The organism is Salipiger sp. PrR003 (genome assembly GCF_010500785.1).
Taxonomy (GTDB): Bacteria; Pseudomonadota; Alphaproteobacteria; order Rhodobacterales; family Rhodobacteraceae; genus Salipiger; species Salipiger pacificus_A.
This window is the reverse complement of sequence record NZ_JAAGOV010000040.1, coordinates 72,267-99,186: the sequence shown is the minus strand read 5'-3', so window position 1 is coordinate 99,186 and position 26,920 is coordinate 72,267. Positions and strand designations below refer to the sequence as shown.

The 26,920-nt window shown below is 58.1% G+C and carries 33 protein-coding genes; 22 read left to right on the top strand and 11 right to left on the bottom strand.

Annotated features, from left to right (window positions below; translation table 11 throughout):
* Positions 1-886 (bottom strand): IS1380-like element IS1247 family transposase (locus G0D83_RS13720; protein ID WP_164194968.1); only part of this gene is annotated, 886 nt, incomplete at its 3' end.
* 183 nt (positions 887-1,069) lie between these two features.
* On the opposite strand from G0D83_RS13720, the gene G0D83_RS13715 reads away from it, so the two are divergent.
* The 4 genes from G0D83_RS13715 (at position 1,070) to G0D83_RS13700 (ending at position 3,893) form a co-directional block, all read left to right on the top strand.
* A complete protein-coding gene (locus G0D83_RS13715; protein WP_164194967.1) occupies positions 1,070-2,068 on the top strand; it encodes an HD domain-containing protein in 999 nt (332 codons plus the stop codon).
* Positions 2,069-2,090: 22 nt separating this feature from the next.
* Positions 2,091-2,834, top strand: a complete 744-nt coding sequence (locus tag G0D83_RS13710) for a hypothetical protein (protein WP_164194966.1) — start codon at positions 2,091-2,093, stop codon at positions 2,832-2,834.
* Between the two features lie 71 nt (positions 2,835-2,905).
* A complete protein-coding gene (locus G0D83_RS13705) occupies positions 2,906-3,700 on the top strand; it encodes a manno-octulosonate cytidylyltransferase (RefSeq protein WP_164194964.1) in 795 nt (264 codons plus the stop codon).
* 1 nt (position 3,701) lies between these two features.
* A complete protein-coding gene (locus G0D83_RS13700; RefSeq protein ID WP_164194962.1) occupies positions 3,702-3,893 on the top strand; it encodes a hypothetical protein in 192 nt (63 codons plus the stop codon).
* Positions 3,894-3,950: 57 nt separating this feature from the next.
* On the opposite strand, the gene G0D83_RS13695 is transcribed toward G0D83_RS13700, so the two are convergent.
* The 3 genes from G0D83_RS13695 to G0D83_RS13685 form a co-directional block, all read right to left on the bottom strand.
* Positions 3,951-4,418: a hypothetical protein gene (locus G0D83_RS13695; RefSeq protein WP_164194960.1), complete on the bottom strand. Its 468-nt coding sequence runs from the start codon at positions 4,416-4,418 to the stop codon at positions 3,951-3,953.
* A gap of 223 nt (positions 4,419-4,641) precedes the next feature.
* Complete coding sequence (locus G0D83_RS13690) at positions 4,642-4,842, bottom strand: hypothetical protein (RefSeq protein WP_164194958.1); 201 nt, start codon at positions 4,840-4,842, stop codon at positions 4,642-4,644.
* A 10-nt stretch (positions 4,843-4,852) separates the two neighbouring features.
* Positions 4,853-5,197: a hypothetical protein gene (locus G0D83_RS13685; RefSeq protein WP_164194955.1), complete on the bottom strand. Its 345-nt coding sequence runs from the start codon at positions 5,195-5,197 to the stop codon at positions 4,853-4,855.
* A 162-nt stretch (positions 5,198-5,359) separates the two neighbouring features.
* Here G0D83_RS13685 and G0D83_RS13680 point away from each other — a divergent pair, with 162 nt between their 5' ends.
* From G0D83_RS13680 to G0D83_RS13630, 11 genes are all read left to right on the top strand, one after another.
* Positions 5,360-8,071, top strand: coding sequence for a S8 family serine peptidase (locus G0D83_RS13680; protein WP_164194952.1), 2,712 nt, complete (start codon positions 5,360-5,362; stop codon positions 8,069-8,071).
* 156 nt (positions 8,072-8,227) lie between these two features.
* Positions 8,228-10,513: an AAA family ATPase gene (locus G0D83_RS13675; RefSeq protein ID WP_164194950.1), complete on the top strand. Its 2,286-nt coding sequence runs from the start codon at positions 8,228-8,230 to the stop codon at positions 10,511-10,513.
* A 254-nt stretch (positions 10,514-10,767) separates the two neighbouring features.
* Positions 10,768-11,034: a hypothetical protein gene (locus tag G0D83_RS13670; RefSeq protein ID WP_164194948.1), complete on the top strand. Its 267-nt coding sequence runs from the start codon at positions 10,768-10,770 to the stop codon at positions 11,032-11,034.
* An 81-nt stretch (positions 11,035-11,115) separates the two neighbouring features.
* A complete protein-coding gene (locus G0D83_RS13665) occupies positions 11,116-11,694 on the top strand; it encodes a hypothetical protein (RefSeq protein ID WP_164194946.1) in 579 nt (192 codons plus the stop codon).
* Between the two features lie 114 nt (positions 11,695-11,808).
* Positions 11,809-12,651 (top strand): ATP-grasp domain-containing protein, encoded by an 843-nt coding sequence (locus G0D83_RS13660; RefSeq protein ID WP_164194944.1) that lies wholly within the window; start codon positions 11,809-11,811, stop codon positions 12,649-12,651.
* 50 nt (positions 12,652-12,701) lie between these two features.
* The gene (locus G0D83_RS13655; protein ID WP_164194942.1) at positions 12,702-13,367 is read left to right on the top strand and encodes a hypothetical protein; all 666 of its coding nucleotides are present in this window, start codon (positions 12,702-12,704) and stop codon (positions 13,365-13,367) included.
* A 23-nt stretch (positions 13,368-13,390) separates the two neighbouring features.
* On the top strand, positions 13,391-14,077 hold the full coding sequence (locus tag G0D83_RS13650; RefSeq protein WP_164194940.1) for a hypothetical protein: 687 nt from the start codon (positions 13,391-13,393) through the stop codon (positions 14,075-14,077).
* A 43-nt stretch (positions 14,078-14,120) separates the two neighbouring features.
* The gene (trxB, locus tag G0D83_RS13645) at positions 14,121-15,047 is read left to right on the top strand and encodes a thioredoxin-disulfide reductase (protein ID WP_164194938.1); all 927 of its coding nucleotides are present in this window, start codon (positions 14,121-14,123) and stop codon (positions 15,045-15,047) included.
* A gap of 50 nt (positions 15,048-15,097) precedes the next feature.
* Positions 15,098-15,796 (top strand): hypothetical protein, encoded by a 699-nt coding sequence (locus tag G0D83_RS13640; RefSeq protein ID WP_164194936.1) that lies wholly within the window; start codon positions 15,098-15,100, stop codon positions 15,794-15,796.
* A 385-nt stretch (positions 15,797-16,181) separates the two neighbouring features.
* A complete protein-coding gene (locus tag G0D83_RS13635) occupies positions 16,182-16,517 on the top strand; it encodes a hypothetical protein (protein ID WP_164194934.1) in 336 nt (111 codons plus the stop codon).
* Between the two features lie 21 nt (positions 16,518-16,538).
* On the top strand, positions 16,539-17,222 hold the full coding sequence (locus G0D83_RS13630) for a hypothetical protein (protein ID WP_164194932.1): 684 nt from the start codon (positions 16,539-16,541) through the stop codon (positions 17,220-17,222).
* 245 nt (positions 17,223-17,467) lie between these two features.
* Here G0D83_RS13630 and G0D83_RS13625 read toward each other — a convergent pair whose 3' ends face one another.
* On the bottom strand, positions 17,468-17,650 hold the full coding sequence (locus G0D83_RS13625; protein WP_164194930.1) for a hypothetical protein: 183 nt from the start codon (positions 17,648-17,650) through the stop codon (positions 17,468-17,470).
* 143 nt (positions 17,651-17,793) lie between these two features.
* On the opposite strand from G0D83_RS13625, the gene G0D83_RS13620 reads away from it, so the two are divergent.
* On the top strand, positions 17,794-17,949 hold the full coding sequence (locus tag G0D83_RS13620; protein ID WP_164194928.1) for a hypothetical protein: 156 nt from the start codon (positions 17,794-17,796) through the stop codon (positions 17,947-17,949).
* A gap of 142 nt (positions 17,950-18,091) precedes the next feature.
* Here the strand turns inward: G0D83_RS13620 and G0D83_RS13615 are convergent, their stop codons facing one another.
* The 3 genes from G0D83_RS13615 to G0D83_RS13605 form a co-directional block, all read right to left on the bottom strand.
* A complete protein-coding gene (locus G0D83_RS13615) occupies positions 18,092-18,433 on the bottom strand; it encodes a DUF2442 domain-containing protein (RefSeq protein ID WP_164194925.1) in 342 nt (113 codons plus the stop codon).
* A gap of 14 nt (positions 18,434-18,447) precedes the next feature.
* Positions 18,448-19,194 (bottom strand): hypothetical protein, encoded by a 747-nt coding sequence (locus G0D83_RS13610; protein WP_164194923.1) that lies wholly within the window; start codon positions 19,192-19,194, stop codon positions 18,448-18,450.
* A 71-nt stretch (positions 19,195-19,265) separates the two neighbouring features.
* On the bottom strand, positions 19,266-19,598 hold the full coding sequence (locus G0D83_RS13605) for a hypothetical protein (protein WP_164194921.1): 333 nt from the start codon (positions 19,596-19,598) through the stop codon (positions 19,266-19,268).
* A gap of 247 nt (positions 19,599-19,845) precedes the next feature.
* Between G0D83_RS13605 and G0D83_RS13600 the strand changes: the two genes are divergently transcribed.
* The 3 genes from G0D83_RS13600 to G0D83_RS13590 all read left to right on the top strand — a co-directional run bounded on the left by G0D83_RS13600 (position 19,846) and on the right by G0D83_RS13590 (position 23,200).
* Complete coding sequence (locus G0D83_RS13600; RefSeq protein ID WP_164194919.1) at positions 19,846-20,565, top strand: hypothetical protein; 720 nt, start codon at positions 19,846-19,848, stop codon at positions 20,563-20,565.
* Between the two features lie 48 nt (positions 20,566-20,613).
* Positions 20,614-21,711, top strand: coding sequence for a WGR domain-containing protein (locus G0D83_RS13595; protein ID WP_164194916.1), 1,098 nt, complete (start codon positions 20,614-20,616; stop codon positions 21,709-21,711).
* A 157-nt stretch (positions 21,712-21,868) separates the two neighbouring features.
* Complete coding sequence (locus G0D83_RS13590) at positions 21,869-23,200, top strand: hypothetical protein (protein WP_164194914.1); 1,332 nt, start codon at positions 21,869-21,871, stop codon at positions 23,198-23,200.
* A gap of 37 nt (positions 23,201-23,237) precedes the next feature.
* Here the strand turns inward: G0D83_RS13590 and G0D83_RS13585 are convergent, their stop codons facing one another.
* Positions 23,238-23,711 carry a hypothetical protein gene (locus G0D83_RS13585; RefSeq protein ID WP_164194912.1) on the bottom strand — a complete coding sequence of 158 codons (474 nt, stop codon included), beginning with the start codon at positions 23,709-23,711 and terminating at the stop codon, positions 23,238-23,240.
* A 104-nt stretch (positions 23,712-23,815) separates the two neighbouring features.
* On the opposite strand from G0D83_RS13585, the gene G0D83_RS13580 reads away from it, so the two are divergent.
* The gene (locus G0D83_RS13580; protein ID WP_164194910.1) at positions 23,816-24,766 is read left to right on the top strand and encodes a nucleotidyl transferase AbiEii/AbiGii toxin family protein; all 951 of its coding nucleotides are present in this window, start codon (positions 23,816-23,818) and stop codon (positions 24,764-24,766) included.
* Positions 24,767-24,785: 19 nt separating this feature from the next.
* On the opposite strand, the gene G0D83_RS13575 is transcribed toward G0D83_RS13580, so the two are convergent.
* Positions 24,786-25,430 carry a hypothetical protein gene (locus G0D83_RS13575; RefSeq protein ID WP_164194908.1) on the bottom strand — a complete coding sequence of 215 codons (645 nt, stop codon included), beginning with the start codon at positions 25,428-25,430 and terminating at the stop codon, positions 24,786-24,788.
* A gap of 172 nt (positions 25,431-25,602) precedes the next feature.
* Between G0D83_RS13575 and G0D83_RS13570 the strand changes: the two genes are divergently transcribed.
* A complete protein-coding gene (locus G0D83_RS13570; RefSeq protein WP_164194905.1) occupies positions 25,603-25,860 on the top strand; it encodes a type II toxin-antitoxin system ParD family antitoxin in 258 nt (85 codons plus the stop codon).
* Positions 25,850-26,200, top strand: coding sequence for a type II toxin-antitoxin system RelE/ParE family toxin (locus tag G0D83_RS13565; protein ID WP_164194903.1), 351 nt, complete (start codon positions 25,850-25,852; stop codon positions 26,198-26,200). Before G0D83_RS13570 ends, G0D83_RS13565 begins: the two co-directional genes overlap by 11 nt.
* A 55-nt stretch (positions 26,201-26,255) precedes the next feature.
* On the opposite strand, the gene G0D83_RS13560 is transcribed toward G0D83_RS13565, so the two are convergent.
* On the bottom strand, positions 26,256-26,624 hold the full coding sequence (locus tag G0D83_RS13560; RefSeq protein WP_164194901.1) for a hypothetical protein: 369 nt from the start codon (positions 26,622-26,624) through the stop codon (positions 26,256-26,258).
* Positions 26,625-26,920 lie beyond the last annotated feature (296 nt).

Genomic DNA, 26,920 nt, shown 5'->3' with positions numbered 1-26,920 from the left:
CCTGATACTCGAATTCCTCGAAGAACCGCTTGACCTTGGTCAGTGACGGCCGCCCGACAGGGCGCGTTAGCCGATGCGCGATCTTGTCCTTGAGGACCGCGTTTGCGGGCAGCCGGATGGCGTAGAAGAACCGCGCTTCTTCCAATCGCTCATAGATCGCCGGGATCGCGTAGGCAGCATCGGCCCGGAAGAACCTGCCACCAAGGTCGCGCTCCGCGTAGCGCGCAATGACGGGGTCGAGAACATCACGCCAGCCATCGGCGCTGTGGACGTTGCCATGGCGCAGGGCGCAGCGTTCCAGCATCCCGAACTGGTTGAACAGAAAGTTGGGGTGATAGCAGCTACAGTCGAAATGGCCATTCCAGGCGGACCCTTCCTGGTCGCCATGGGTCGGGCTGACCGAGCTGTCCATGTCCAGAACGATGTACTTCAGCCCGTTACGGTCATGGAACCGGTCGATCCATTGCCCGTTCAGGTCGGCCAGCGCGGCACGGTTCCCGGCCAGAGCCAGCGTCTCGGTCTCGAACCGTCCCATCTGCGATGCCGAGGCCGCTTGTGCATCGACCGCTCTGCCGCCGACAACTTGGCGCATGACCGGATCGCAGGCGAGACGGTTGGCGTCGTTGACATCCTCGTATCCGGCCAGCCGCCCAAAGACTGATTGCCGGAACAGGCCGTCGAGCCGATGGACCGTGTTCTTGCCAGAGCGAGTATCGCGCAGCGCCGCTGACGCCAAATCGGACAACCCGAGCGCGTCATCAAGCTCGCGCATCACCAGAAGGCCGCCGTCGGAACTGAGCTGCGTGCCGCGAAATTCCAGCCGCACGCGAGGGTCGAAATCCACCCGATCTGCCCGTTGCAAGCCCGCACCCTCTGGGTGATCCATGAAACGCGCCCCTCGCAGCCTTCAACACCATGTTTTATATAGGAAATATAATGGTCAGGACAGCGAAATCAGCGCCTTACTTGGGAAATGTGGGTTGAAGCTATCTTAAGAAATCCTTCTCACTTACCTGGCAAGTGTATGTCGGGTGGTGAATTGGAGTTTCTCAGGAGAGAGGTCGAGCGGGTGTTCAAGACCCCGCTTGCAAGCGACGCTCAACGGGATGCGCTCAGGGCCGTGTTCTCTCGGACTCAAGCGATCCCTTTGGCTCCCGCAGTGGAAATCCTGATTTCTGTCGCCCTTCCCGACCTGGACAGCATCGATTGCGCGGTACTCTATTCCCTCGCTCGGGAAGCGGATCGGAGTATGCAGCACAATGCATTCCACTCCCCTCAGCATGCCTTCCTGGTTGCAATGGTCGCGGTACTCTTGGCGCAGAACCAGGCCGAGCTCAGATGCGCCCCAAGAGGGGTGCCATTGGTCGCGATATCTGCATTGGGTCATGACCTCGATCACCCAGGGTCCTCCGCTGGTGAGTACGGTCTTTTCGACATTGAAAGGCGATCTGCAGCCCTCACGACCAACATCATGAGGAAACATGGTCTGCCCCAGTCGGAATGCGATTTCGTTTCTCTGATTATCCTGTCCAGCTTTTCCAGTGTTCGTCGGCCCCTGATCCGGTTGATGGACGGGCTTGAGCTTGGCGCGCCGCTCACGGCGGAGGACTGCCAGCTGCCAACCGCGCTTCCGTCAGGATTCTCTGAAAATAGATTGGGGGTCCTGGCGGCCGCGGCGCTCTCAGATGCTGACCTGTTCTACTCCATCGCGATCGATGCTCCCATGACGTTGGAACTCAGTCGACGCCTGCTGATCGAGGCACGTAGTCCGGAAGTGGAAAGCGCTCTTCCAGACCTGACAACTCGCTTCATTGGAGATGTCTCGGGGAGGAACTTCGCAACCGAAGCCGGGGCGAGATTTCTGAACAGATTTCGGTCGATCGCCGACGAGGTCGGATGCTGCGAACTTGGCCAGAGATCGGAGCTGGAGAGCGAGGAGTATGGGGCGGGCAGACGGCGGGCACATACGTCCACTAGGGGCTCCATCATCATTGGCCGCTCCGGGCTTCGGTTCATCAAGACGGGGTGCGGTGGCTTCAGACTGATCTCGGCAAGAGAACAAGAATAGAAGACAAAATGCAGAGGCCTCTGTGAAAAGAGATAAGATCCTGATTTTTTCTGCCGGTCTGTTGATCGCCGGCGCTGCCCATTCTCAGCAACTCCTTCAATATGAAAAAGGTGGCGGAAGCACATACTCGTCGAGTACCCCTCGAGTGCAGGATGCCGGCCGCCAACTCTATCTGGATGGCGAACTGGACAATCTGCCCAGTGACATGTCTCACGCCAAGTGGGCCAGGGAGAGGCTGCCGCTGTTTCAGTCAATGGATACTGATGGTGACACGGTGTTGAGCGAGTACGACCTCAGGGACGTCGATATTCAGGATGCAATGGCGTGGGCCCGAGAAACCGTTGAAGAGGTCATGAGCTTCTGGCGCCCTCAGGTCGAAGCGCATATTCAAGAACTCAAGCTCGCCATGTCCGAGAGAGCCGGAGATCACTATCTACTCAAGATCGCTGCGGAGGATGCAGGAAAAGATATCGGCAATGTCCTCAAGCAGCTGGGCTTCTTGAACGCCGACATGGGCGCCGTCTATGTCACTGCAAAGGCTGGTGACGATGTCCGCAAGGTCAAGGAAGGGTTGGTCTCGGCACAAGGCCGCAAGTGGGTAGAACTCGTGGTGCCGCTGACGTTGTTGGTCTCGAGGGACGGTGTGGACGAGCAGTACGAGATGTTCGCCCATGTGATCGGCATGCTTGCTTTCCCGCGGTACGAAGGTGACGATCGGATGGTGCTCTGGAATATGTCCGTGTCTTGGGATGAGGAAGCGGAGTGAGCCTTTAATCAGGCGGCAAACATCGGTTGGTATTCAGAGCCCGTTTCTAGAACGGAAAGTTGAATTCACCCATGTCCAAGACAATGATCGTCATCCCGGCGCGCTATGCGTCGACACGTTTTCCCGGAAAACCGCTTTCACCACTGAAAGGCGCCAGCGGCATTGCAAAGCCGCTGGTGCAACGCACCTGGGAGGCCGCCATGAAGGTGCGAGGGGTCGACCGCGTCGTCGTCGCTACCGATGATGATCGCATTGCCCGTGAGTGCACGCGGTTCGGCGCGGAGGTGATCATGACGCCCGAGAGCTGCGGAAACGGCACCGAGCGCTGTGCATGGGTCGCATCCCAGTGCCCTGAGTACGACCTCTTCATCAATTTTCAGGGGGACGCCCCGCTGACGCCTCCAAACTTCTGCGAGGCCCTCATTGGTGCTTTCGACGACGTCGCTGTGCAGGTCGCAACGCCGGCTCTTCGATGCACTGGCGACGCCCTATATCGCCTGAAGAACGATCGCAGGAACGGCCGGGTCGGTGGCACCACGGTGGTCTTCAATCACTCGGCCGACGCGCTCTATTTCTCGAAAGAGGTCCTTCCGCACACGTCTGACGAGCCCTCAGAGCTTGTTGAGCTCCCGGTTTTCCACCACGTCGGGCTCTACGGGTACCGGAGAGCCGCGCTAGAGAGCTACCTCACCATGAAGCGGGGGCCGCTGGAGATGTTCGAAGGGCTCGAGCAGCTGCGGTTCCTCGAAAACGGTGGGACCATCCGTTGCGTCGAGGTCGAAGAAAGAGGCGACTTCTGGGAGCTCAACAACCCGTCGGACACAGCGATCATCGAGAAGGTTCTCGCTGAGCAAGGGGTCGAGTGAGGTGGAAGACTGGATCTACGCCATCAATCTGCTGTCGCTCGTCATAGGGATCGGCCTGGCGATGAGCGGCTTCCTCGGCATCTATAGGGCAGCCAAGGCTTCACCGGAGCTGGCGGTGTCCTCTCGGTCTACGACTCTTTTTGCGGGGTCAGCAGTGGTAATTCTGGCACCCATTTGCCTGGGCATCGCCTAACACCCGCCAAGTTGAAAGCATAAGGGGCCCGTACGAAACGGACCCCCTACTGACGCTTCAGAGAGGGGAAAAAGTCTGCGGTGGCGCGGGATCATCCACCTGCTCAACGAGGTCCCCCGGTTCGATCGTGTCATCCATCCACGCCCAGCTGCCGTTCGAAAACACCCCGACATACCATTTCGTACCATCGCCGGGGACGGTACGGTCGAGTTGGACAAGGTCCCCTTGGTAGTCCTTGAATACCATCCCAGAGCGGAGCTCGTGCCGGCGCTCGTACCAATCTTCTGGCGGCGGCGGCGCCGGATCATCGACCTTTTCAATGAGGTCACACGACTCGATGACTTCAGTCCTGCGAATCCAGCTCCCCAACAGAAACTCCTCAACATACCATTTGGAGGCATCCCCCGGGACAGGGCGGTCCAACCTGAGCAGGACCTCGTTGCCGTCGTCCAGGATCCCGTTGTAGGATTTAAACACAATCCCGGGTTTGAGTTCATCCGGACGTTCGGACCAATCTTCTGCCATGCCTTTTCTCCTTTGTTCTCTGCCGGGGATGTGGCGAAAGGCATGCAACAATGCGCTGCCATCTCACCTGGGTGCTCTCAGAGCTTGAACTTCCTCGTCGTCACGTAGGGGCTGTCGGGTCTCTCAATGGCGACGAAGTGCATGGGACCCAATCTGATTGCCACCGATGTGCTGAAAACCTCGAGTGTTGGGCGATACCAGCGGAACGGCGTCATAGAGATCGTCAGATCACGCTTTCTCTGTTCCGACGCCCAGAGTCTTCGCCGGCCTTGGGTTCTGTCATAGCGATAGACGCCATGGTGATGCCGAATGTGGTCAGTCCCATGATGATGGCAGCCGATGGAGGTGCTCCGAACATCGCCATGGCACCGATAGCAACCAATGCGAAGACGGTAGAAAGCATGAGTTTGCGGTTGCGGTTCACCTTGCTTGCCTCACGCCGGGCTGCCGGTGCACAGGGCGCTCTCAAGGCCACGCTGTGCGCGGCTGAGGTTGGTCAGGTTTCGCTGATAGACTGCGCGGCGCCGGCGTTCGATCTTTTGCTGGTGTGTTTCCTGACCGTCAAGGGAGACGACCACGGGTTCTGGGGTCCACATTGCGCAGAGGGAATTGGGGGTCATGTCATAGCGGATTTCACCGGTGATGCCGCGCTCTTCCCGGAGGGTCGCTTCGATCTGCTTCAGGTTGGCCAGTATATCTTCGGCGGTGCCGCCTTTGATGACTTCGTCGATGTCGACGTACTCACAGGCGGTCGGGCGGAAATCTTCGATGCCGGGCAAGAGGCTATCCTTCTATTCTTGTCTTGGGTACGCTGATAGGCGTTCTATTCTTTGCCGTCAACGGGAATTTTACGATCTATTCATTTTTTCAGAGCGGCAAGTTTCCAGCATTTTCATCTGCAACTGCATATCTCCCCCTAGGATAGATGTAGGGAGCTCAGCATGAGCAGGGAAGAAATTCAGAATGAAGTCGTGTCTGTCATGGAGGGAATGGCATCGACATCGCCGGATGCGGAGCCAAACGAAAGCTATGCCTGGCACCTCTTTGGCGAGGAGGGGATCAACGTCGAGGCCGCCTGGGAACTGTATTCTGGACAAGGGGTTCTCATCAGCTTCATGGACAATGGGTTCGACTATGAGGACCTCGATCTCGCTCCTGGCTACCGCGCCGATCTGTCCTACGACCACGCGACTGGCGGGACCGACATCAATCCCGGAAGCGGTACGCTGTGGCACGGGACAATGACCTCGCAGGTCGCAGTGGGTGCGCTCAATGGATATGGAGGACAAGGCGTCGCCTATGAGGCAGAGTGGTCTGGCCAGAGGGTAGCCTTCGGCTCGAGCAGCGCGGGGCTGGAAGACGCATTTGCGGCCGGCGCAATGAATTCAGACGTGTTCAACAACTCTTGGAGCTTCACCGACCCCTACGGCGGAAGTTACGAGTCTCCTTATTACCAGACCTACTACGGCGACGTTGTGGATCAGGCGACCGCGGAGGGGCGTGGTGGACTGGGGACCATTATCGTGGTCTCAGCAGGGAACGATGGGTCAATGGAAGGCGCAAACGTTCCTACCATCAGTCTCAAGGCGGACCCCGGCACGATCGTCGTGGGGAACTATGACGGCACCGGAGAAGTCTATTACAACAGCGAGTACGGCGCCAACGTCCTCGTGAGTGCTCCAGGGACGGGCATACCTGTCCAGAACGGAGACGAAACCCGCTTTGCAACGGGCACGTCGTTCTCGGCGCCGGTCGTTTCGGGGGTCGCTGCTCTCATGCTGGAGGCGAATTCTGATCTCGGCTGGAGAGACGTTCAGGACATCTTTGCGTTGTCCTCGCGGATGATCGACAGCGGCCATGATAGCTGGGAGACGAACGGGGCAAGCACCTGGAATGGAGGTGGCCTGACCTTCAGCAACTACTATGGCTTTGGCGCGGTGGATGCGGCCGCTGCAACATCTCTTGCGCGCACCTGGCTGGACGTCGGCACGAGCGGTACCCAGGACAGCGCCAGCGCGAGCTACACTCCGAGCAGCCGCCAGACCGGATCGTCGTTCACCGTCTCGGTCTCGGACGAGATCGAAATTCAGCAAGTTCTGATTTCCATGGACTGGGTGAGCTCGTCCTGGGATGACGTCGTGCTGAAACTGACCTCGCCGGAAGGTACAAAATCAATCCTGGTCGAGGGGCGATCCTACGGCAGCAGTGTGATGACATACGAATACTCGAGCAACGCCTTCTGGTCAGAAAGTTCCGCCGGCCTTTGGACGATCTCAGTAGTTCATCAGGATACGGGCGAGGCCCTCGATGTCGGAGTGAACTCCATCGGGCTCGAGTTCCTCGGCGATGATGCGTCAGACGATGACCAGTACTTCTTCACGGATGACTTTGCGGAGCTGGTCGCAGGCGATCCCACGCGCGGTGAACTCTCGGATTCTGCAGGGGATCGAGACATTCTGAATTCTGCGGCAAGCTCGAGAAACAATGTCATCGATATCCGGGATGGTTCAGCAAGCTCCGTCGGGGGTGGTGAGTTGACCGTTCACGGCATCGAGCACGTTATCTCGGGCGTTGGAGACGACAGCATCAGTGGAAACGAGGGCGCCAATACAGTTTTCTCGGACTACGGCGCCGATACGGTGAACGGAAATGGCGGCGATGATTACCTGGTCACCGGTGCTGGAGATGATGTGATCCATGGCGGCACCGGCGACGATCGCATTGTTGCTCAGAGCGGCAACGATACCGTCTTCGGTGGCGAAGGTGCGGACACCCTCTTCGGCGGGGACGGTGAAGACTGGATCGGCGGGGATGACGGAGACGATCTCATCTTTTCATGGTTCAACTCCGACAGCGTGGCCGGCGGCGCAGGGGATGACACCATCTATGCTGGTCATGGGAACGACACCATCCTCGGAGATGAAGGCTCTGACCGGATTTGGGGGGAAGCTGGCAACGACTGGCTCTCTGGCGGGGACGGGGCAGATTCCCTTTCTGGTGGCCAGGGCGATGACATCCTTTTCGGCGGGGCCGACAACGACCGTCTCGATGGCGGTTCCGGTGCGGATACCATGAGCGGCGGCGCGGGGGATGATGTCTACATCATCGACGATGTGGATGACGTGGTGATCGAAGAGGAGGGGGCCGGAAATGATGCCGCCTACTACGTCGCGAGCGGAGACTTCAGGGTCTCAACGAGTGATCCTGCCGGCAGTGTTTTCAGGATCTCTGACAATGTCGAAACCGGGCGACTGATGGAGAATGTTGGCGCCTCGGACCTCCATGGTGGTGCCGGGGACAACTCGGTATGGGGAAACTCCTCGGACAACGTGCTCAGCGGCGGTGCCGGCCATGATACGCTGTGCGGTGGAGATGGCTCAGATGTCTTCATGTTCCGGGACACGTCGGACGCCTACGATACCGTGGTAGATTTCCAGACGGGGCAGGACCTGATCGACATCAGTGCCATCATGGCGCCGGACATCGCAGACCCCTGGGATTCCGGAAGTCTCATCCTGTCACAGGACGGCAGTGACGTGCGCGTTTCGATTTCAGAGGATGCCTATGCGGGAGATGCGCCGGGGGATCACTTGGTAGCCATTCTCTCTGGTGTTGAGCTGTCCGCGCTGGGCGCTGACGACTTCGTGCTCTGAAGCAGGATAGGTGGCTGCATGCCGCACCTCGCAGCCACCTATCCATAAACGATATAAGCCGCCGCGTGGCGCGGCATGCAATAATTATGGAATCTGGTTGTCAACATATAGGATAAACGGTAATCTATCCAAAAGAACGGCCAGTCAGGAGACCTCATGCAGCACTATCAGGGCGAGATCCGCAAGATCATCTTTCAGAAACACGACTCGGCGAATCCGTTCTACATCCTGATGGCCGATGTTGAAGGAAAGGGGCTGATCTCCGTAAAGGGGAACAGCAACGCGCGCCTCTCGGAAGGTGGACGGATTTCCTTTAGTGGGTCGGAGGAGACTTACCAGGGAGAGCCCCAGATCAACGCAATCATGATCAGCCCCTATGTGGATGTCTCCGCCAGGGGAGCGCGAGGCTGGATTCGGACACTGCCGGTCGACGGGTTCGGCCCGAAGTCCGCAGAGAACCTGTTCAAGGCCTTCCCCGACAACCTGCATGAAGTTCTGGGAGAGGTCGACAAACTCATCGAGGCTGGTCTGTCGGAGAGGGTGGCGGAAGACCTCTCCTCGGCGTGGGGAAGCCTGACGATTCCGAACGAGATCCTGGAAACCTTCGCGATCGAAGGTCTGAAGGTCTCCACGATCAGTCGGATTGTGAAGACTTATGGTACCGGCATCACTGAAAAGCTGCATACTGATCCCTGGGGCATTGCGAAGACCGTTCATGGTGTCGGCTTCAAGACCATGGACAACATCGCCCAAACGCTCGGTGTCGATATGGACTCTGAAAACCGCTACCAAGCGCTTCTGGACCACATCATGTCGGTTGAACTGTCTGGTGAAGGCCACACCCAGGCGAAGGACCACTTCATCATCAGCAAGGCCCGATACTATGGGTTCAATGATCAGGATCGGGTCAAGGCCGAGATTGAAAAGGCAATCGAAGACCCGAACGGGCCGCTCGTTCGTGATCGGCTGACCGATCGCATCTCTCATCGGTCGCTCCATGCCGACGAGCAACAGATCATGCGGAATATTCGTCGCCTGCACGAAACCTCCAGAACAGGTGAAGTTGATGCCGAGGAATATCTCGCGCGGATCGAGCAGGCCGAGCGGGAACTCGGGTTGACGCTTGACACGTCCCAGAGGGATGCTGCTCTGCGGAGCCTGCAGCATCCGATCTCCATCATCACCGGCGGTCCGGGCACCGGTAAGTCGACCACTCAGGCGGTCATTCTCCGTGCGCTGCGCATGGACCGGCAGGAAGTCGTCTCCCTTACGGCACCGACCGGGCGCGCTGCCCAGCGCCTTGGTGTGGCGACTGGCAGTGAGGGCATGACGATCCACCGCCTGCTTGTGGTCGATCCCGAAGGCGGTGGTTTCATCCACAACCGCTTCAACCCGCTCGAAGCTACGACGATCATCGCAGACGAGTATTCGATGGTGGATACCAGCCTGTGTCGCAGTCTCATCGAGGCGATCCAGAGCGGTGGTCGGCTGATCATTGTCGGGGACGACAAACAGCTACCGAGTGTTGGCCAGGGGCAGGTGCTTGCAGATCTCATCAACAGTGAGGTCATCGCACTTTCGCGGTTGAATGTGATCCACCGACAGGCCGAGGAAAGCGGGATCATCTCTGCGGCGCATGCAATGCTGAACGGCGACATGCCCGAGTTCAACAACAAGGACACCTTCTTCTGGGAGGCGGAGACGGCGGAAGAAATCTATCAGCGGGTCATCAAGCTCTATGAGACGTTGCCGGAACATGGGTTCTCCGATCCCAACGATATCATGGTGCTCTCGCCTCAAAGGAAGGGGGATGTTGGCTCCACACGGCTGAACGAGATCATCAAGGAGCATTTGAACCCGGCACAGCCCGATGAACCCAGCCATACGATCACCACCAAGCGTGCCATCTGGAGCGTGGGTGATCGGGTCATGCAGTTGCGCAACTGCTATGACAAGATGGTGTTCAACGGCGAAATCGGCGACATCGTGGGCGTAGAGCAGGGGGAGAAATCCTCCAGTCGGATCTGGATCAAGTATCCGGATCGCGAGAATGCCATCGAGTACAAAGACGATGCTTTGGGTGAGCTGGCGCACGCCTGGGCCTCGACCATTCACAAGGTTCAAGGCTCCGAGGCGCCTGTCGCGATGATGCTGACGACGAAGGACCACAAGTTCATGCTGGAGCGCTGCCTGGTGTACACCGGCGGGACGCGCCCGAAAGGTGAGTGTCACTACATCGGGCAAAAACCCGCACTGCAGGCAGCAATCCGCAAAACCAAGTCGACCTTCCGAAAGACGGGCCTTCTCGCAGGTCTTCGTGCTGACTTCGGGCTCGAGCCCAAAGAAGAGCCCAAACCTCAGCCACCGGTTGCGAACGCATCCAAGCGGCCGCGGCTGGCGATGAAACCGCGCGGCATGGGAATGAGCATGGGTGCTCGGTAAGGCGCGAGGTCACGACAGGATCAGGCCCGGCGGCGCGTGGCGTTGCCGGGCTTTTCGTTGGGTAATCAGCTCAACGCGCAAGAAAACTGAATGTTCCTTGCGGGCGGTTAGCAATATGAAGAAATATAAGGATAGAGGCAAAGAATAGCTTGCGTCGTTCTTATCTGTTCTATAGATGAACAGTCAGAGCGGTCGGCGCACCAGAAGGATAGCCCGGCTTCATGTACACACGAAAACTGATGGAAAATTCAGACATGAAAACTGTTTCTGCACGTGGCCTGACCAAGAACTTCCGTGGCGATATGGTCCCGATCGACGCAATCCAGCACGCCTCGACCTATGAGGTGACGGCCGACGGCAAGACCGAGACCACGAGCAACTACGACGAAGCTGTCGAGATGGTCGCCGACCTGGTGCACTACGACGGTATGAAGCTGTCGGATGACACGCCCCGCGAGATGGTCGATGCGATCGAGGACAAGGTGAAGGAGTTGGCCTCGGCGCCCGCCATGGCCATGTAAGCCTTCCCTAATCAACATCAAAAGGGCCGCTACGGACAAACCGGCGGCCCTTTTCTATTGAGCGAACTGAAAGGAACGAGAATGTCGCACCCGCCCGAAACCAACCTTGCCCACACCACCAACTGGGTTTCCAGATTTGTTCCGGCCCGGAGCGTGCCCAACGTTGCTCTGGCCACTCTGTCGGAGCTCGGCGAGTTGGCAGAAGAGGTGAACATTCAGACCGGATACTGCCCGAAAGAGCCGGACGTAGACGGCGTCGTGGGCGAGGTCGCCGATGTCCTGATCTGCCTCGGAGACCTTGTGTGGACCACTTTCCCTGACGAAGAGGACCGAACCTACGTGGAAATGCGGGGCTTCGACCTTTCAGGCTTCTCGGATATCAATCCGGCGACTTGGCTTGAGGCCGAACAAGCGGTCTCACGGGCTGCGAAGTTGGTGTCCGACCTGGCGATCCAAAGCCATTCAGGAGGGCACGATGACACCTGGGAGGTTATCGCAGGCTTCTCTTCGACCCTCGCCGATGTGGTAAAGGACCTCCTGGCTACCGCACGTTCTGGCGATCCGTCGATCACACTGGAACGTTTTCAGGAAATTCTGACGACCAAGACCGCGAAGTGGGCCAGCAAGTTCAAGGATACCCGGCCCGGGCCCTCAGTCTGATCTCCAGCTATTCGATCTGGAAAGTCGCGATCGGCGTTCTGCTGGCGCGGCTTTTTCTTTGAAACCTCGGTAAGATATTGCTATTTATCCATTAAAGTTCAGAAAGTTTACGTCATGCATATCGTCTACCAGGACGCGATCGTCCGCGGTCACCCCATCGAGCAACTGTGCGCAGACCGCGGATGGCAGGCACATCACCTCGACCCGATGCATTTTCAGGATGCAACACAGGAAATCGAGCGAACTCTGTTCAAGAGCGTTCTCGGAAAGGGAGAGCCAGTGGTTTGCCTCACTGCGATCCGGCTGGCCATGCAGGCGCCCCATCTCAAGCTGCCAACCCTTCAGAGGGGGATCATTGCATCGAAGTGGAAGCTGACATGGAGCAACTACGCCGCAGTGCTCCCTAACGATGTGCTTCTGAACCCCTTTGGCATCCTCTTCCCCTGGCAGCATCTGAAAACCAAGGATGCGATTTCTTGCCTCCGCGGCTCCTTTGGGGACAAGGGCGTCTTCATTCGGCCGAATAGTCCATGGAAGCCCTTCGCCGGGTTCCCTACGACCTGGGATGGCTACGAGTACAATATTAACAGCTACGAGAGCCTCGAGTCCATCGAGCCAGGTGAAATCTGCGTGGTCTTCCCGATCAAAGAGATCTCGAACATCGAGTGGCGTTTCTGGGTCGTCGCCGGTAAGGTGGTAACATGGGCACCCTATAGCTGGCGGGATATGGAGCCCAGCGCCCAGCGCATGCCTCAGGGAATGCTCGAGCAGGTCGAAAGGGTGATCGGTCGTCTGGAAGGCTACGAAGACAGCCTGGTGATCGACATGGTGGAGACCGACGATGGCATCAAGCTGGTAGAGCTCAATGGCCTCTCCACGGCCGGGTTCTACGAGGGCATGGACGTCTCAGCGCTTTTCAATGCACTGCCGACGATGTTTGGCCAGCCGGCTCTTTGAAAATGCACGGAGCACGCAATCTCACTGCAGAGAAGACGCAGGTAGGTGTGATGCAGGTAGCTAAACTCTCTGATTTTGAAGAGAACGAAAGGCTCTACACGGTCCGGAACCGTGAGGGAGGATACTTCGTGGGGTTCGGCCGCGGCACCAATGGGCAGCTCGTCGAGACGAGGAGCGAAGTGGCAATCGTACTTGAGGAAGAGCTTCGTGTTCTTGTCGGTGACGAGGATCACGACTGGCGTGCGCATCATCGGGACCCCCGGCTCAATGGGACGACATTCGTGATCCGAGACCTGCAAGGGCGGGTCTTCGACCCGGTGGCGGACGTCTTTGTACGCGTGCCCGAGATCCAGGCCGACTTTCTCTTCACGAACGATGCGCTGGAGACCCTCTATGCAACTCATGACGTCCTAAGGAGGCGCTTGGACAAGGGGACAGCCAATGCTGGGCTGTTCTCCACGCTGGTGGGTGAAGTAACCCTTTGGGATGAGAGCGGAGAGCCGGCGAAGAACATCAACGAAGCCTCCAAGGCGGACACCACCTTGGCAGTCAGCTATGCGGATTCCGAGGTCCCGGACGAGGTGGTGACAAAGATTGTGGACGTCCCTGTCGGAGAGCTGTCAACGGTCATGAAAGAATGGTCGAGGACCTTCCCGGAGTACACGGCTCGCATTCGGCAAGCAGAGCCATGTCATGCGCCGGCTCCGAGCCTGTAAATTCAGAAAGAGGATAGAAACCAGTGGATATTGAACCAATCGACCAGTCCAAGAGCTCGGGGCTGGTGGCACCAAGGAGCCCGAGCGGCAAGTTTGTCTACGTCGGCGAGCCAGGTGCGCAGGTCCCGACGGAGGAGCGAGATGAGCCCCAACTGATCAAGGCTCATCGGGCGGGCGGGTACGACACGTCCAAGGGCGACTTTTTCTTTGCCCAACACCACAACGACCCGCGTGAGAACGGTCCGACCTACGTGGCGATGAACGGCCTCGGGCTGGTCTTCAATCCGGCGACAAAGGAATGGCAGGAAGGCTACTCCCCTGATGCCTTGTTCTCTTCGGAGAAGGATGCCAGGGAGGCTATCAAAGCACTGCCCGGAAAGATGATCGTAGAGGAGGCTACGGAGCGCGATCCGGATGAGGTCGACATCAGTCAGTTCTCCAAGCTCTCCATGCAGATCGATTTCTTCACGGAGGATTGCGACTTCTGTGACATGTCGGAGGCCAAATACTATGGTCTTGCCGTCTACGTTGAATATCCTGATTTTGGTCTACCGCTGCAGATCCTCCACGAGGAGCCAAATCGCACTATGGACAAGTGGCCAGCCGCCGTCCGGTTCGTGGCCGAGACCTATCCGGGTGTGAAGCGCGTCAAGAGCCCGTTCCAGCGCACGCAGGAGGCCAACGCAGCGCCCGCGCAAGCGTCCCTTTAACCATCGACCAGTAGGTCTCCGGAGAGTATTTTCTGGAGACCTCATGACTGACACCAAGAAGACCCGCGTCCTGATCATCGGATCGGGGCCCGCCGGATACACTGCAGCCATCTACGCTGGCAGAGCAATGCTCGAGCCTGTTTTGGTCGAAGGGGACCATCCTGGCGGACAGCTCACCACCACCACAGACGTCGAGAACTGGCCGGGGCTGATCTCAGCTCAGGGGCCGGAGATGATGGAGGACATGCGGGCCCACGCTGAAGCCATGGGAACCGAAATTATCACGGAACGCATCGAGAGCCTCGAGCTTGGTGAGCGTCCGTTCCGAGCGCTGGGCGCCAGCGGCTGCGTCTACGAGGCGGACGCTGTCATCCTTGCCACAGGCGCCCGGGCGCGATGGCTGGGGCTGCCGAGCGAAGAAAGGTTGAAGGGATACGGCGTATCGGCCTGCGCAACCTGCGACGGCTTCTTTTTCAGAGATCAGGAGGTCGTTGTCGTTGGCGGCGGCAATACCGCGGTCGAAGAGGCGCTCTACATGTCGAGCATCGCTTCTAAGGTGACCCTCGTGAACCGCGGGGACGCCCTGAAAGCGGAAATGGTCCTGCAGGAGCGCCTGTTCAAGACGCCGGGGATCGAAGTTATCTGGAACCACGAGACCGACGAGATCGTGGGGGAGGAGGCCGTAGAGGGCGTCAGACTTCGTCATTCGAAGACCGGGGAGATTACCGAGGTCCCCGCTGGTGCCGTCTTCATTGCCATCGGGCATCTGCCGGCGAGCGAGCTGGTTTCTGAAGACGTCGAGACCCACCACGGTGGATACGTGGTCACCAAACCCGGCAGCACGGCGACCTCTATTCCGGGTCTGTTTGCGGCCGGGGATGTGACCGACCACCAGTACCGCCAGGCGATCACCTCCGCGGGCATGGGCTGCATGGCGGCGCTCGAGGCGGAGCGGTTCCTGGCGTCGTGAATTGCGTCGCCATCCACATCTAACCTCGAAGAAGCCACAGGAGCATCCGTATGCTAAAGCCCGCCCAGCGCCCGAAGGGGCAGAGTGATCAGAACTACGTCGTCTACGATAGCGCCAACCAGTATTATCAGGTCTCTCCAGGAGAGGTTGAGAACACGTTGTCGGTCACGCGGTCAAAGGATGGCAGGCCGGTGCTCCACGACTTCTCGGAGGTTCACAAGCTGGGATCTGACCCCAGCTACTCGTTCGGGCGCCATTTCTCGGACAAGCGCCTGAACGGGCCGACCTTCATCTGGGAAGACGGAGATGGGATGTTCTACAACCCCGAGAGCGATTGCTTCGTTCCGGAGGTCGACGAGCACTGCATCATGACCCAGGATGAGGCGACCGACGCGCTGGGCAGTGTGTTTGCGAACGACGAGTCCGCGCAGATGCACCAGTTCTCAAGCTTGCAGATCGACCTCTTCCTGATGAAAGAGGATCCGGACGCGGAGGGAGAGCTCGTTCCCGTGGAGCTTCCACTGGAGGCGACGAAGTTCAACGTCATCGTCCGGGTGGACTACATGCCCGGTCGTTGGGCTCGAGCAGGTGAGAGCGACGTTCTGGAGGCCAAGGAAGGCCTCGATCTCGAATACGCGGATATGTACCTGCAATCGGTGAAGCAGTCATATCCGGGCGCGAGCTCGTCTCTGGTGGCTGCGCCCGATGTGGAGCCGGAACCCGAGCCCAGCGCCCCTAGGCTCGGATGAGGTGCGCAAATGATCAGGCTTGGCGTGTTCTACGTGCCGCGCAACGCCGAGGGAGACTTCGTGAAAATGGAGTCGAACTTCAACAAGGGCGTGGTGGTTGAGCCCGCCCCGTTTCCGGATATCCACTCGACGCGTGAGTACCATTTGATCAAGCGTCTCGCCAGGGCTCATAGCTTGGATCTCGGCGTCACATGGGGCGCGTATCAACGGGGACACCTTTGTCATCGAGGGGCCGGGCGGATACTTCGACACCTCAGTCGGTACTTTTTCCTCGGAGATCAATGTCAGCTCCCTTTTCAATGCGTGGGACCTGGATGGTGAGGTTCGCGGGGGGTCACCCGGATGGGTGAGGCTGCTTCCGCTGCTTCAAAGGACGCAGGCAGAGATGGTCACTGGAGCAGGCCTCAAGCGGGTCGCCTTGGAGACTCTGAAAAGTGCCTCCGTCCGGGCGCACACCGTATTGGAAGTCGACATCTTCGAGCCTGAAACGACCATGACGCTTGAGCCTGACCGAATTCATGAATTCAGCCAGGTCGATGTCGTCGTGGGGGTGCGGCGGGATGATGCCGACGGGGAGGGAGGGCTGACGGAAGTCCGCAGGTTCTCTCCCTATATTCCCGATCAGGTCGAAGACGTTCAGGTGACCATCCAGTGCACCTACCCGGGCGCGAAATGGCTGACGGAGTTCCCGTCGAACGATGCTGGCTTCGCGCCGAGATAGAATTCTGAAAAGGAAAGATGAGTGAGCGAGTATAGCTATAGTTGGGCGCCTAGGGACGCTGAGGGAAACTTCCTGAAAATTGAGCTCAACGGGTCGGGTGTGGATGTCAGCGCCGCCGAGGCTCCAGACCTCTGGACTGATCGGGAACGCTTCATGCTCGACAGCATCCTGGAGCTGAAGGGGAAGACGTTGGATGTCACCTGGGCGAAGCACTACGAGGACATACGCCTCAATGGGCCGACCTATGTCCTGGTGGGCAAGCAGGGCGGCTACTATTCGGTGACGCGGGATTGTGAGCGCACGCATCCGACAGCTGAGTGCTGGTTCACCAAGGAGGAGGCGGAAGCGCTGCGAGCCGGAAAGCGGGATCCCCGCCAGCGCTCGGCTGGTCACCTTGGAGCCTGCATGCCCGGATACTACCGGGTGGAGGAGTTCTCGAACCTCGAGATCGATGTGATCCACCGCAAGCCGGACCCGGAAGATCCTGAAAATCTCATCCAGTCCGATGGCGAGCATGACGCGACCTGCTTCGACGCGACAGTGAAGATCACCTATCCGCTTACGCTCAGCGAGCACACGATGGTCGAGGAGATCGACGACCGTGACCCCGCAACGCTCGATGACGTCATCGCCTATCTGCAGGAAAGATATCCGGCGACCGAACCAGACGTCGACACCGGCATGCGCTACGTTCCCGGGCCGTGAGTTCGAGGCCCCACATCTGATGTGGGCTCGCAATGCACTTCTTCGCGGGCTATATTGTCTTCGAGATCAGAAAGGAGGCCGAAGATGCAAACGCTTCAAGAGCTGATGACGTTCGATCTGGTCGTCCCGCTTCTCCTTCTTGCCTTGAGTTACGGAGCGCTGCTCTGGGTTCGGCATGTAGGTCGAAAGCTGGACAAAAAGCACAGTAAGCAGTCATAGGTAGGTACGTCCCCGACCACTGAGGGCTAGTCATTCGCCTTCACGTCGATGAGGTGGGTGACATGCAAGACGGTTTGATGGCCGGTCTCCGACGTGTGGAGGCTGGCCATTTTCTTTGCGTCGACCTCCCAGGTGAAGCCGCAGGTCTGGCACTCGGCCCAGTGACCTGCGGTTCTCGACTTGGTTTGAAAAAGGCGTTCGTGCTTCATCGGGTCAGGAATCTCTGATAACGTTCTAAGCGCTGGGCGGGCATTGAGCACATTGGGCAGCTCTGCTCAAGCGGCCACTTAGGCAAATGTTCCCTTAACCGCAGTGTGAGATGCTTGCGGCAAGCAAGGTGAGGTCTTCCGCTATGACATCTTTCGATTGGTTTCTGCTCGTGATCATCGTGGCGCTCGTGCTGTGTCCGCCAAAGTATGACCCGGCCATTCGTCTGAAGGAGCACTTCGAGCGAAAGAAGGAGCAGGGCACCAAGGGCTCTCGAAAGCCGGAGGAGGACCCGCGATGATCTGCTATCGAGATCGGGCCTATTGCCAAAGCGACTGCACTCAAACCGCTTGCTCTCGCTTCCCGACTGACGAGGAGAAGGCGGCAGCCAAGGAGATGGGGCTGCCGATGAGTTTTCAGGATTTCTCGGGCAGATGCGAGGACTACTGGCCGCCGGATTGAAGAGCGCTTTCTTCCTGGACAGATGTCTGGCCGAGCAGGCTTGCCAGCAATCCCGGCACGGAAACGTCCACGTCGAGGATCTCCCAATGCAAGCCATAGCCTACACCGAGGAGTTCGCCGGATTTCAGCTCGTCAACACTGGCATCTTCCAGGCCTGGAATGAGAGCTGACGGGCACATGATGGTGCAGCCGTTGTTGAGCTCAACGATGACTCGATCCTCGTGGGGATCATAGCGGACGCTCAGCGCCCGGGGCTCCGACTGCGCCGCGATCATGCCGCGTTGTAGAGCTGTCAGGATTTCAGAATCTGTCAGATCAACCATGGTTCTCCCTCACCTCACATGAACAGAGGTCCATCGCCCAGCGCAAAGCATTGGGCAACGAGTTTGGAGAAATGCTTCTCGGCTGCGAGGCGTGCAGCCCGCTTGCCTTCAAAGTCTTCACAGCTGTGCTGAACTCCTTCGTGGGTCGTGAGTTCCCACTGGAAGGTTCCAGGCTCTTCGCCGCGGTGGATGCGAAAGACGCCCATGGGAGTCCTGGCGACGCTATCGGCGTCCCAGGCGAGGTGAGGCCGGCGCATTCCGCCATTGTCCTCGAGGCGCTCTATGAGGGCCGACTTGACCCTCACGCGATACTTTCCCTCGAGTTCGGCCATCGCATCCGAAAGGGTCGGTCGGTAGGAGGTCGGGTCGGTGTCGCCTTCGGCGTAGCACTTGTAGCCCACCTCGGAATTCAGAGTAATCTCACCGTAGAAGGGGACGATCTTCCCTCGTGCAGGCAGGCGATCGTGTTCGGCGAAGTAGTTTTCAGGCTTCTCCGGCCATGCGAGGTCGTTCTGGGGCGGTCGATCGAGCGCGAACATGAGGCTCGAGATCAGCATGTCCTTCTTCTTGGCCACGTCCGGCATTTCCCACTCGGGGTCACCAAAGTCAGCGCCCAGCGCGGTCAGAATTGCCTGGCAACGATGCATCCAGCTTGAATGGGTTTCGGAGGCCGCCTGCATGGCGTTCTCGATACGCTCGTCAGAGGTTGGGCAGTCTTCGTGGGTCTCGCTCTCGGTTGGGGCGTGCTTTTTCTGAGCCATCGATCATCCTTTGGTTCTCCATAGGATAGATTGATCTGGCGGTTTCTACCAGCGCCTTTTCATCCGAGAGGTTACATTCCAAAACGGTTGGATGGGGCTATCTCTTCTTCGTAGGAGTCGAGTGCCTTGGCAACCTTTTGCATGGTACGCACGACACCAATGAGGTGGCGCCGCACCATAACGACCTCCGTCGTGGACTTGCTTCGCAGGGCTTTCTGCGCCCGCTTGAGGTGGATCTCAGCGTGACCAAGACTGGCCTCCGCCGCGGTCAGGTGTTCAGAGTCCGAATGATCGGCTCCGCTTTCAGAAAGTTCTTCCAGCCGGGTCATCGAGCTGCTGATAATGGCTTCTTGCTTGATGAGTTCGGCGCGCATGTTCTCGCGCAAATCGATTGACTTGGACATAATGATCCTCCGGGAAACCCCCTATCCATGAGGCCTTTCTGTCCTTGAACATTAAGCCCTCTCAATCAAGATGCGCGTGCCGATGATTTTTTAAATACCACCTTTCGAAAGAAGCAAGGCGCAGATGGATAGATTTCTGAAATTGTGATCGGTGACGTCGCGGCGGAATGATCGTGTTGTATTTTTTGTCAATCTTTCTTGCTGTCCACGGATTATCTCCTCTCCAACACCAGTGAACGAGGAAGTGATGGGCCCAAAGATGCGTGAGGGGATAGAGGTCATGAGCGACGGGAAGGTCTACACCTCTCGGGAGCTCCGAAACAAGGGTGTCAACAAACGGGTTCTGGCAAGGCTGAAGGAAGGTGGATACGTCCACGAGATCGGCCGCGGGCGGTACTTCCTGGATGAGGAGTACGTCACCGGCCGCACCGATGATCACGACAAGGACCATCTTCTCGAAGATTTCGCCAGAGCGGCACTGACCGGGGGCGAAGGGTCCGTGATCTGCCTCTACTCAGCTGCGCAGTGGCATGATCTCAGCATAGACATGGTCCCTCAGGTGCAGGTGGGAGTGCCCCGCTCACGGGGGCCGCAAAGAGCCGAACTCGAACTCGTCCAGTTTGTGCGATGGCGCGCCCAGGAAGCTCTGCATGTCGGGGTGGGAGTTGCGGCGACCTACAAAGGGGTGGAAATCAGGGTTACAGACGCTGAACGGACGTTGGTTGACCTATTGCGCTACAGCCCATTGGCGAACCTGGGCGACAACAGTGGTCTGCTGATCGACGAAGAGTCTGTTACCGAAGCCTTTGCGCTATACTTCAAAGACCCGCGCGCGAACCCTGCGCGTTTGATTGCGATGGCGGAACGTTTCAACGTCCGCGAGCCCGTCGATCTCATCATAAAAAGCAGTCAGAAGGACATTGGGATAGGGGCCGAGTGCGAGGCTCCCAGGGGCATTTGTCCTTGAACGTTCTGCGTTTGTTCAATACTATATTCACATACCGAGGAGACGATTATGGAAGAGAAATCGATCGCGCTGTTCTTCACTCAAGGCAGCTCGGACAAGGAGTACCGTGTCCAGCTTACTCAAGAGGCAGACGGCTGGCATGTCTATGCGCAGAACGGGCGCCGGGGGAAGGCTTTGAAGTCGGCAGAAAAGTCCACCGGCGGCATGGACTATGCGGCAGCGGAAAAGCTCTACGACAAGACCGTGAAGTCCAAGACCAGCAAAGGTTACACTGAAGACCAGACTGGCGCTGCCTTCTCTGGGGGTGAGAATGCGGGCCGGAAGACTGATTTCGAGCCGATGCTTCTGACCGCGATCTCCCACGAGGAGGCCATCGCTCGTAGCGGCAGGCGCTTCGCTCAGCAAAAGCACGACGGCGAGCGCCGCGGGATCCTGTCGGGGCCGGATGGCATTCAGTTCGCCAACCGCAAGGGCCTCGAGGTCGGTGTGCGTGAGACGATCTTGGCAGACGTCCAGAAACTGGCCATGGACCTCCCTGAGGGCTTTGTGCTCGACAGCGAAGACATGGGCGATCATGTGGTCGTTTTCGACGTCATCAGTCACCCGCTGGTGGTGAAGGGGGAGACCACCTTCGCTAAGCGCGCCAAAGTACTGGAGGCTCTCGCAAGCTATGTCGAAACCGCGGGTCTAACCGCGATCAAGGTCGACGTTCCCATCCCGGAGGATGTGTTCTTCGCCACCAGAGAGCCCAGCATGCGTGAGGCCGGAGCGGAAGGCTACGTGCTGATCGAGGCAGACAGCGTCTATCTGGCTGGTCGGCAACCGACTGCGTGCAAGATGAAGTACGTCGAGAGCTGCACCGCGCGGGTGAAGGCCCGCAACGGGGTGAAGTCCTCGGTGCGCCTGGAGATGCTGGATGGTGACGACTGGATCGAGGTCGGCAACGTGACCGTTCCCCAGGGTGTCGAGCAATTTCCCGAAGCCGGCAATCTGATCGAGGTCGAATACCTCTATGCCTACGAAGGCGGATCGCTGTTCCAGCCGGTCTTCAAAGGTCCGCGGACCGATGTCGATGAAGAGGCCTGCCGCCTCCGGACGCTGAAATTCAAGAAGACCGATGATGAGGTGGCCGCGATGGCGCCGTAAGCCGCTTAGTCGAAGCGCACCACAATCTGAAATCAAACTGTCCCGGAGATGCCACAGGTGCCTCCGGGTCAATTATTTCAGATATGATAGTGACTTGCGGTTCTCCGTGCTGCTCCGCATTGAACAGCTATCAGGAAGCTTTTGGAGTTTAGAAAGCGTGCGTGAATTGATTATCGTCGGAATGTTTCTATTCGTAGTAGCTCTTTTGGGCGCCGTCAGCGTAGGCCTGTGGATGGCAATCCCCTACCTGAATGTTGAGTATTCGGAGGCAATCACGGGTGTGAAAGAGAACACCTTCTCCTTCATGCAGAACTCTGTCGGGATTGCCTCGACCTTAGTTCTAGGCGCGACTGCGCTTGTCGTTGCCTGGAGGAGCGTCCAGCTGTCTAAGACGCAGACTATGCTGACGACCATGGATCTGTCTTCTGCCCCGATGGCCGCTTTGCGAAAGGACCTCGTTGAGTGTGAGATGCAACTTCGGGAACTTGTCGAGGCTTCCGTGAGACACGCGACTGCGACGGCAAAGTACTACAGCGCATTGGTTCGTCATCGGAAGGACGACCTGAAGAAGGCCTACAATCGGGCACTTACTCCTGAGGAGGTTATTGCTGCCCTCGCCGAAGAGGACAGGCAAGACCAAGCCACCTTGCCTATCAATGCTCTCCGCGCCACCACAGAAGAGGTCGAAGCCGCGCGCGAGGAGTTGAGGCTAAAGATGCTTAGCCTCTCGGAATGGGCCTCCTCGCCAGACCGTGGTGTCCTTTTCCACGACGCGATTGTTCTGGCTTCGGATAGCGGAATGTCGCGCGAGCTTGATGCAGTTTACGGAGCACTGGCCACGATCGAGAGGGATCGCCCACTCGAGTACCTCACTGAGAGGGTCAAGAGCTTCAGGGGATCTGGCGCCGTCCAAAAACTCATGCGGATTAGCCATGAGCTGAAGAAGCCGGGTGCCTTGGTGTCGGTGTTTCACGGGGATTGCCTCGGCGAGGAGGACAACGCCTTCTACTATGCCGACCCCATGATCGGAATGACATCTTGGGAACGGACCGCTCGCCGTTACATGGACATGGGTGCCGCTCAAAGCCCGGCTGTCCATGGTCCGTTGATTTACCCGGACCCTGACACGAGCAAGGTTGATGCATTGTACGTCCCGCTCAGTGAAGGAACGTTCTACGTGGGTATGGACGTCGGACCAAAAGCGGTCATTAAATCCAGCGCACTTCAAGGCCTCGACCGTAGTGTGTCCAAGGGGCTGAGTGATGACTTTCTCAGCTACTATGCAACGGAGCGGGCTGAAGCCCCATCTTTCCGTCTCCTTCGGGGGATCACGGCGGCAAAAGAGAAGGGCGTTATCGAACGGACCCTCTTTGAGTTCTATCGAAAAATGGGTGTCGACAGAAGGACCGCCAGGTCTCTGACAAAGAGCTTCATGGTCTCTCTGCCGGACTCGCTCTACAAACTCGAACCGCAGACGTCCAAGGGTTGATGTCTAGGCCCCGCCGAGAGACCGGCGGGGCCTTCGTTTATCGAAACGCAATCGTCACTGGCTCTGGCCCCCGCGGGCATATTCGATCAAGCACCTCGGTTGCACGGGCGATGTCCTCCTCAGTGACCGCAGCTAGAGGCTTTAAGCCATCACCGATGTCATCGATGCAGTATTCCCGAAGCTGCTCTTCGGTGTCGAAATACTCTTGCAAGTGCTCGCCAACATAGAATTCCTCCGACATATCGTCGGGGACCTTCGTCTCGGGCCGTTCACCGAAGATGTCTCGAGCGACAAGGCCGTCGGGACCTTCGACTAGAGCGTAGACGTGGACGACCACGAAGCGGTAGTCGTCGACATCTGCCGTTTCGAAGACCTGCTCCCCATCCTCGACGATCAGGAAGCTCCCTCCGTCTCGCCTGACAGCCGCTATGGCAAAGGCAGCGCACTCACCCTCTGAGTAGACAAATTGTTCGTCCGGTGAGCTGTCGAACCTCCGCATGCTCTTCTCCATGTCCTGCGTCTCACCCAAGGTGGCCGATCACCGGCATTGGACCAGCGGCACCCATCATTCTTGCGTCCTCTCGCGCACCTCCTGGCTTGTTTCAGGAGGTTTCAATGGGCAAGCCCAACAGCAACCTGGGTGCGTCCAGGTACGACAAGCTCAAGAACAAGGCCCGGGCGGAGAAGAAGCCCTTCATGTCGCTGGTCGATCAGTATGCGTTCACGGGACTACTCCGGCGGCTTTCAAAATCAGAGTGGGGAGAGTTCTTCTCGCTCAAGGGCGGCATGATGATGCTGGTGCTCACTGGAGAGTGCAGTAGGCCTACGAAAGACGTGGATCTCGACGGTCCACGGGCGCTCTCGCTCGAGGAACTCAAGGCCGCTATCCGGGATATTGCGACGACCGACATCGGTGATGAGGATGATGGGCTGACCTTCGATCTCGATGAGATCAAGGTGGATAAGGATCGCACCGCGGAGGGACTGATCTCAGGAGCGAAGGTTACGCTGCCGGCGCGGCTTGGGAAGGCATCACTGGGGCTGAAAATCGATGTCGGCTTCGAGAATGTCGTGACCCCAGAGCTGCGCCCTGCATCGGTGCCTGCCCAGCTCAAGGATGAAGGTGACGTTCGCGTCATGATGTACCCGATCGAAACGTCGATCGCCGAGAAGTTCAGGGCGATGGTCTATTACGGCCGCGCCAACAGCCGGCTCAAGGACTTCTACGACATCCAGATGTTCCGCACCCTTGCGGAGATGGACGGGGAGGTCGTCGCAATGGCCTTGGAGAGGTCGTGCGACAAGTTCGGCTTCAAGGTGCCGCCATTGGCATACATCCCAGCGCTCGACACGGATCCTGAAAATGCAGAGGTCTTCAGAAGGCAATGGATTTCGTTCACCAAGAAGAATGGTCTCGAGGCATCATCCTTTGAGCAGTGCCAGATCGAAATCAGAGAGTTCCTCGGTCCTGTCATCGACTTCATGAACGGGCAGGGACCGTGCCCGGGCAGGTGGCATCCTGAAAATGGATGGTCTCAGGATGCGGCCCTGGAGCTGGCAATGTGAACGTGCCGGGGAACGCGGTCTAAGCGCGCTCGGCTTCGCTCAGGCCGTTGGCTGGAAGCAACTCTGCGGCGAGAGTTTCGACAAGGCTTATGACGTGTGATCGTGCCTCCTCGAGAGTCTTCTTGCCGCGGAGTTTTCGGCCGAGATCTGACCCTCTCCGACAGGCATCATCAGCCAGCAGAATGAGGGCAATCTCGTTGATTCTGTGATGAACCTGGTCCGCATCGTCCGGAGCATGCGTAAACTCGAGAGCCTCAATGCGTGTGCTCTGATTGAGGAACTCGGCGATCGCCTCACCATGCTTGGAGTCCCGCGCTCGTGTGAGACAAATGTCGGTGACCTCCGCCATGCTGGTGTGGAACTCTGAAAAGGGCATTTCGGTGGTTTGCGTGCTGAAGCCAACCTTGCGCTCAATCCAGAGTGCGTCACGTGACGGATCGTGGCTCAGGAAAAGGCCCTCGAGCTCCACTTCAGATTGTCCATTTGCAGCCATCTCGCTGTGGAGGCTGGCAGCCTCGGAAAAGAGCACGAGCTTTACGACGTCCACAGCGGAGAGATCGCAGGAGAGGCGCGAGATGCCACTTTGTCGAGGATCCCGGTAGGTCAGTGAGAAGTGAGCGGTGCCGTCATCACCGGCGTGTATAGTGAAGGTCTTCGAAGGCATGTCGGTGACGTATAGTTCGACGGGCGAACGTACAAGGTGGTGAACTCAGCAGGGCTATTGTTCAGCTCATACCGGTCGACGGGTATTTTTCTTGTTGGGTGATTTGGCCTTCTCGACAGCTGAGCAGATGGCATGTATACTACTTAGTAGTATATACTCTGGGATGACTCGAATGAGCGTGAAAGCATCTGTATCTCTTAGCGAAGCGCAGGAAGCCTACGCCCGCGACCTCGTTGCACAGGGGCGATACGCCAGTCTAAGCGCGGTCGTACAGGAGGGGCTTGAACTTCTCAGAGAACAATCTCAAGCGACTGATGCGCTGCGTGAACTCCTTGCGGAGCGTCAGGCCGGAACTTTCGTGTCACTCGATGAAGGTGAACGCCGCACACGGGACATGATCGAGCGCAAGAAAGCTGAACGTGGTCTATGAGATTGAACGGGGCGAGGGCGTAGATCACGATCTTGACCTGATCTTCGATTTTCTGCTCGAGGCGGCACAAGATTTCGGAGAAGACGAGCAAGATGCGTGGAGACTCGCCGAGTTCAGATTGGTGGAGATCGAAAGGAGTATGCGCAGCCTCGGCGGAGTTCCACACCAGGGCACACTTCGACCGCATCTCGGAACGCAAATCAGGAGTGTCACCAAAGGCCGAGCCGTTCTCTATTTCGACGTGGACGATGTTCGACGACGCGTTCGTGTTCTTGCCGTTTTCTTCGGGGGGCAGGATCACGAGGCGCGTATCCTGCTGCGTCTGCTCAACCGAACCTAATCTCGCCTGCGCGCGGCGGTTAGACCACAGAATGGTGTCCTAACTCTGAGCCTCTCTAGGGTTTCAGCGCGGGCTCAGGCACGTCCTCAAGCTGGATGTAGTTGACGCCTCGTCCAGAGAGGTGGGCTGCCATGAGGTGATGGTTTCCATCGATTACGCTCTCACCGCGCATGACGATCACGCGCTGGGCGTCGAAGTTCTCCTGCTTGTGGCAGATGATCTCCCACTGATCGGCGTCGGCAAGAGAGTGCATGGCCTCCGCGACAGTGAGGTCGCCGATCGGCGTGAGGGCTCGTGCCGTCTGTGCATGCGTCAGGCTGCGGACCTCAAACTCGAACTCCAGAGCGTCATCGCTGAGTTCTGAGAAGAGAAGCTCAATTTCGTCGTCGAGGTCTTCCTCTGGGTATAGATCCTGAATTTTCATGTCGTCCCCTGATTGGCACCTGAAAAGCAGGTAGGGTTCTCTCTGAAAACTACTGCACGACGCTACCGAAGAGCTCTTCCTGCCGAATGCGTGTTCGCGTAATGTTCTCGCATGATCCACGACTCGTTCATAGGCCCCTTGTACACTCTCCACGTTGACGACATAGGCGCCGGCCATGCCGTTCGCGTGAAGTGCCTCTGTGGCGCTGGGCCTTGGTATTTACACGGCTTTTGGCTTCGTCAGCGGCACTCTTCGAGTGAGTTTCTCCGTCGGATTGTGGAGGGCCTCAAGTGCCC

Excerpts from the sequence above, each read along its gene's own strand:
- G0D83_RS13705 (WP_164194964.1), top strand. The coding sequence starts at position 2,906 with ATGTCCAAGACAATGATCGTCATCCCGGCGCGCTATGCGTCGACACGT.
- G0D83_RS13695 (WP_164194960.1), bottom strand. The coding sequence starts at position 4,418 with ATGGCAGAAGATTGGTCCGAACGTCCGGATGAACTCAAACCCGGGATT.
- G0D83_RS13680 (WP_164194952.1), top strand. The coding sequence starts at position 5,360 with ATGAGCAGGGAAGAAATTCAGAATGAAGTCGTGTCTGTCATGGAGGGA.
- G0D83_RS13675 (WP_164194950.1), top strand. The coding sequence starts at position 8,228 with ATGCAGCACTATCAGGGCGAGATCCGCAAGATCATCTTTCAGAAACAC.
- G0D83_RS13670 (WP_164194948.1), top strand. The coding sequence starts at position 10,768 with ATGAAAACTGTTTCTGCACGTGGCCTGACCAAGAACTTCCGTGGCGAT.
- G0D83_RS13665 (WP_164194946.1), top strand. The coding sequence starts at position 11,116 with ATGTCGCACCCGCCCGAAACCAACCTTGCCCACACCACCAACTGGGTT.
- G0D83_RS13660 (WP_164194944.1), top strand. The coding sequence starts at position 11,809 with ATGCATATCGTCTACCAGGACGCGATCGTCCGCGGTCACCCCATCGAG.
- G0D83_RS13655 (WP_164194942.1), top strand. The coding sequence starts at position 12,702 with ATGCAGGTAGCTAAACTCTCTGATTTTGAAGAGAACGAAAGGCTCTAC.
- trxB (WP_164194938.1), top strand. The coding sequence starts at position 14,121 with ATGACTGACACCAAGAAGACCCGCGTCCTGATCATCGGATCGGGGCCC.
- G0D83_RS13640 (WP_164194936.1), top strand. The coding sequence starts at position 15,098 with ATGCTAAAGCCCGCCCAGCGCCCGAAGGGGCAGAGTGATCAGAACTAC.
- G0D83_RS13635 (WP_164194934.1), top strand. The coding sequence starts at position 16,182 with ATGGTCACTGGAGCAGGCCTCAAGCGGGTCGCCTTGGAGACTCTGAAA.
- G0D83_RS13625 (WP_164194930.1), bottom strand. The coding sequence starts at position 17,650 with ATGAAGCACGAACGCCTTTTTCAAACCAAGTCGAGAACCGCAGGTCAC.
- G0D83_RS13620 (WP_164194928.1), top strand. The coding sequence starts at position 17,794 with ATGACATCTTTCGATTGGTTTCTGCTCGTGATCATCGTGGCGCTCGTG.
- G0D83_RS13615 (WP_164194925.1), bottom strand. The coding sequence starts at position 18,433 with ATGGTTGATCTGACAGATTCTGAAATCCTGACAGCTCTACAACGCGGC.
- G0D83_RS13610 (WP_164194923.1), bottom strand. The coding sequence starts at position 19,194 with ATGGCTCAGAAAAAGCACGCCCCAACCGAGAGCGAGACCCACGAAGAC.
- G0D83_RS13605 (WP_164194921.1), bottom strand. The coding sequence starts at position 19,598 with ATGTCCAAGTCAATCGATTTGCGCGAGAACATGCGCGCCGAACTCATC.
- G0D83_RS13600 (WP_164194919.1), top strand. The coding sequence starts at position 19,846 with ATGGGCCCAAAGATGCGTGAGGGGATAGAGGTCATGAGCGACGGGAAG.
- G0D83_RS13595 (WP_164194916.1), top strand. The coding sequence starts at position 20,614 with ATGGAAGAGAAATCGATCGCGCTGTTCTTCACTCAAGGCAGCTCGGAC.
- G0D83_RS13585 (WP_164194912.1), bottom strand. The coding sequence starts at position 23,711 with ATGGAGAAGAGCATGCGGAGGTTCGACAGCTCACCGGACGAACAATTT.
- G0D83_RS13580 (WP_164194910.1), top strand. The coding sequence starts at position 23,816 with ATGGGCAAGCCCAACAGCAACCTGGGTGCGTCCAGGTACGACAAGCTC.
- G0D83_RS13575 (WP_164194908.1), bottom strand. The coding sequence starts at position 25,430 with ATGCCTTCGAAGACCTTCACTATACACGCCGGTGATGACGGCACCGCT.
- G0D83_RS13570 (WP_164194905.1), top strand. The coding sequence starts at position 25,603 with ATGAGCGTGAAAGCATCTGTATCTCTTAGCGAAGCGCAGGAAGCCTAC.
- G0D83_RS13560 (WP_164194901.1), bottom strand. The coding sequence starts at position 26,624 with ATGAAAATTCAGGATCTATACCCAGAGGAAGACCTCGACGACGAAATT.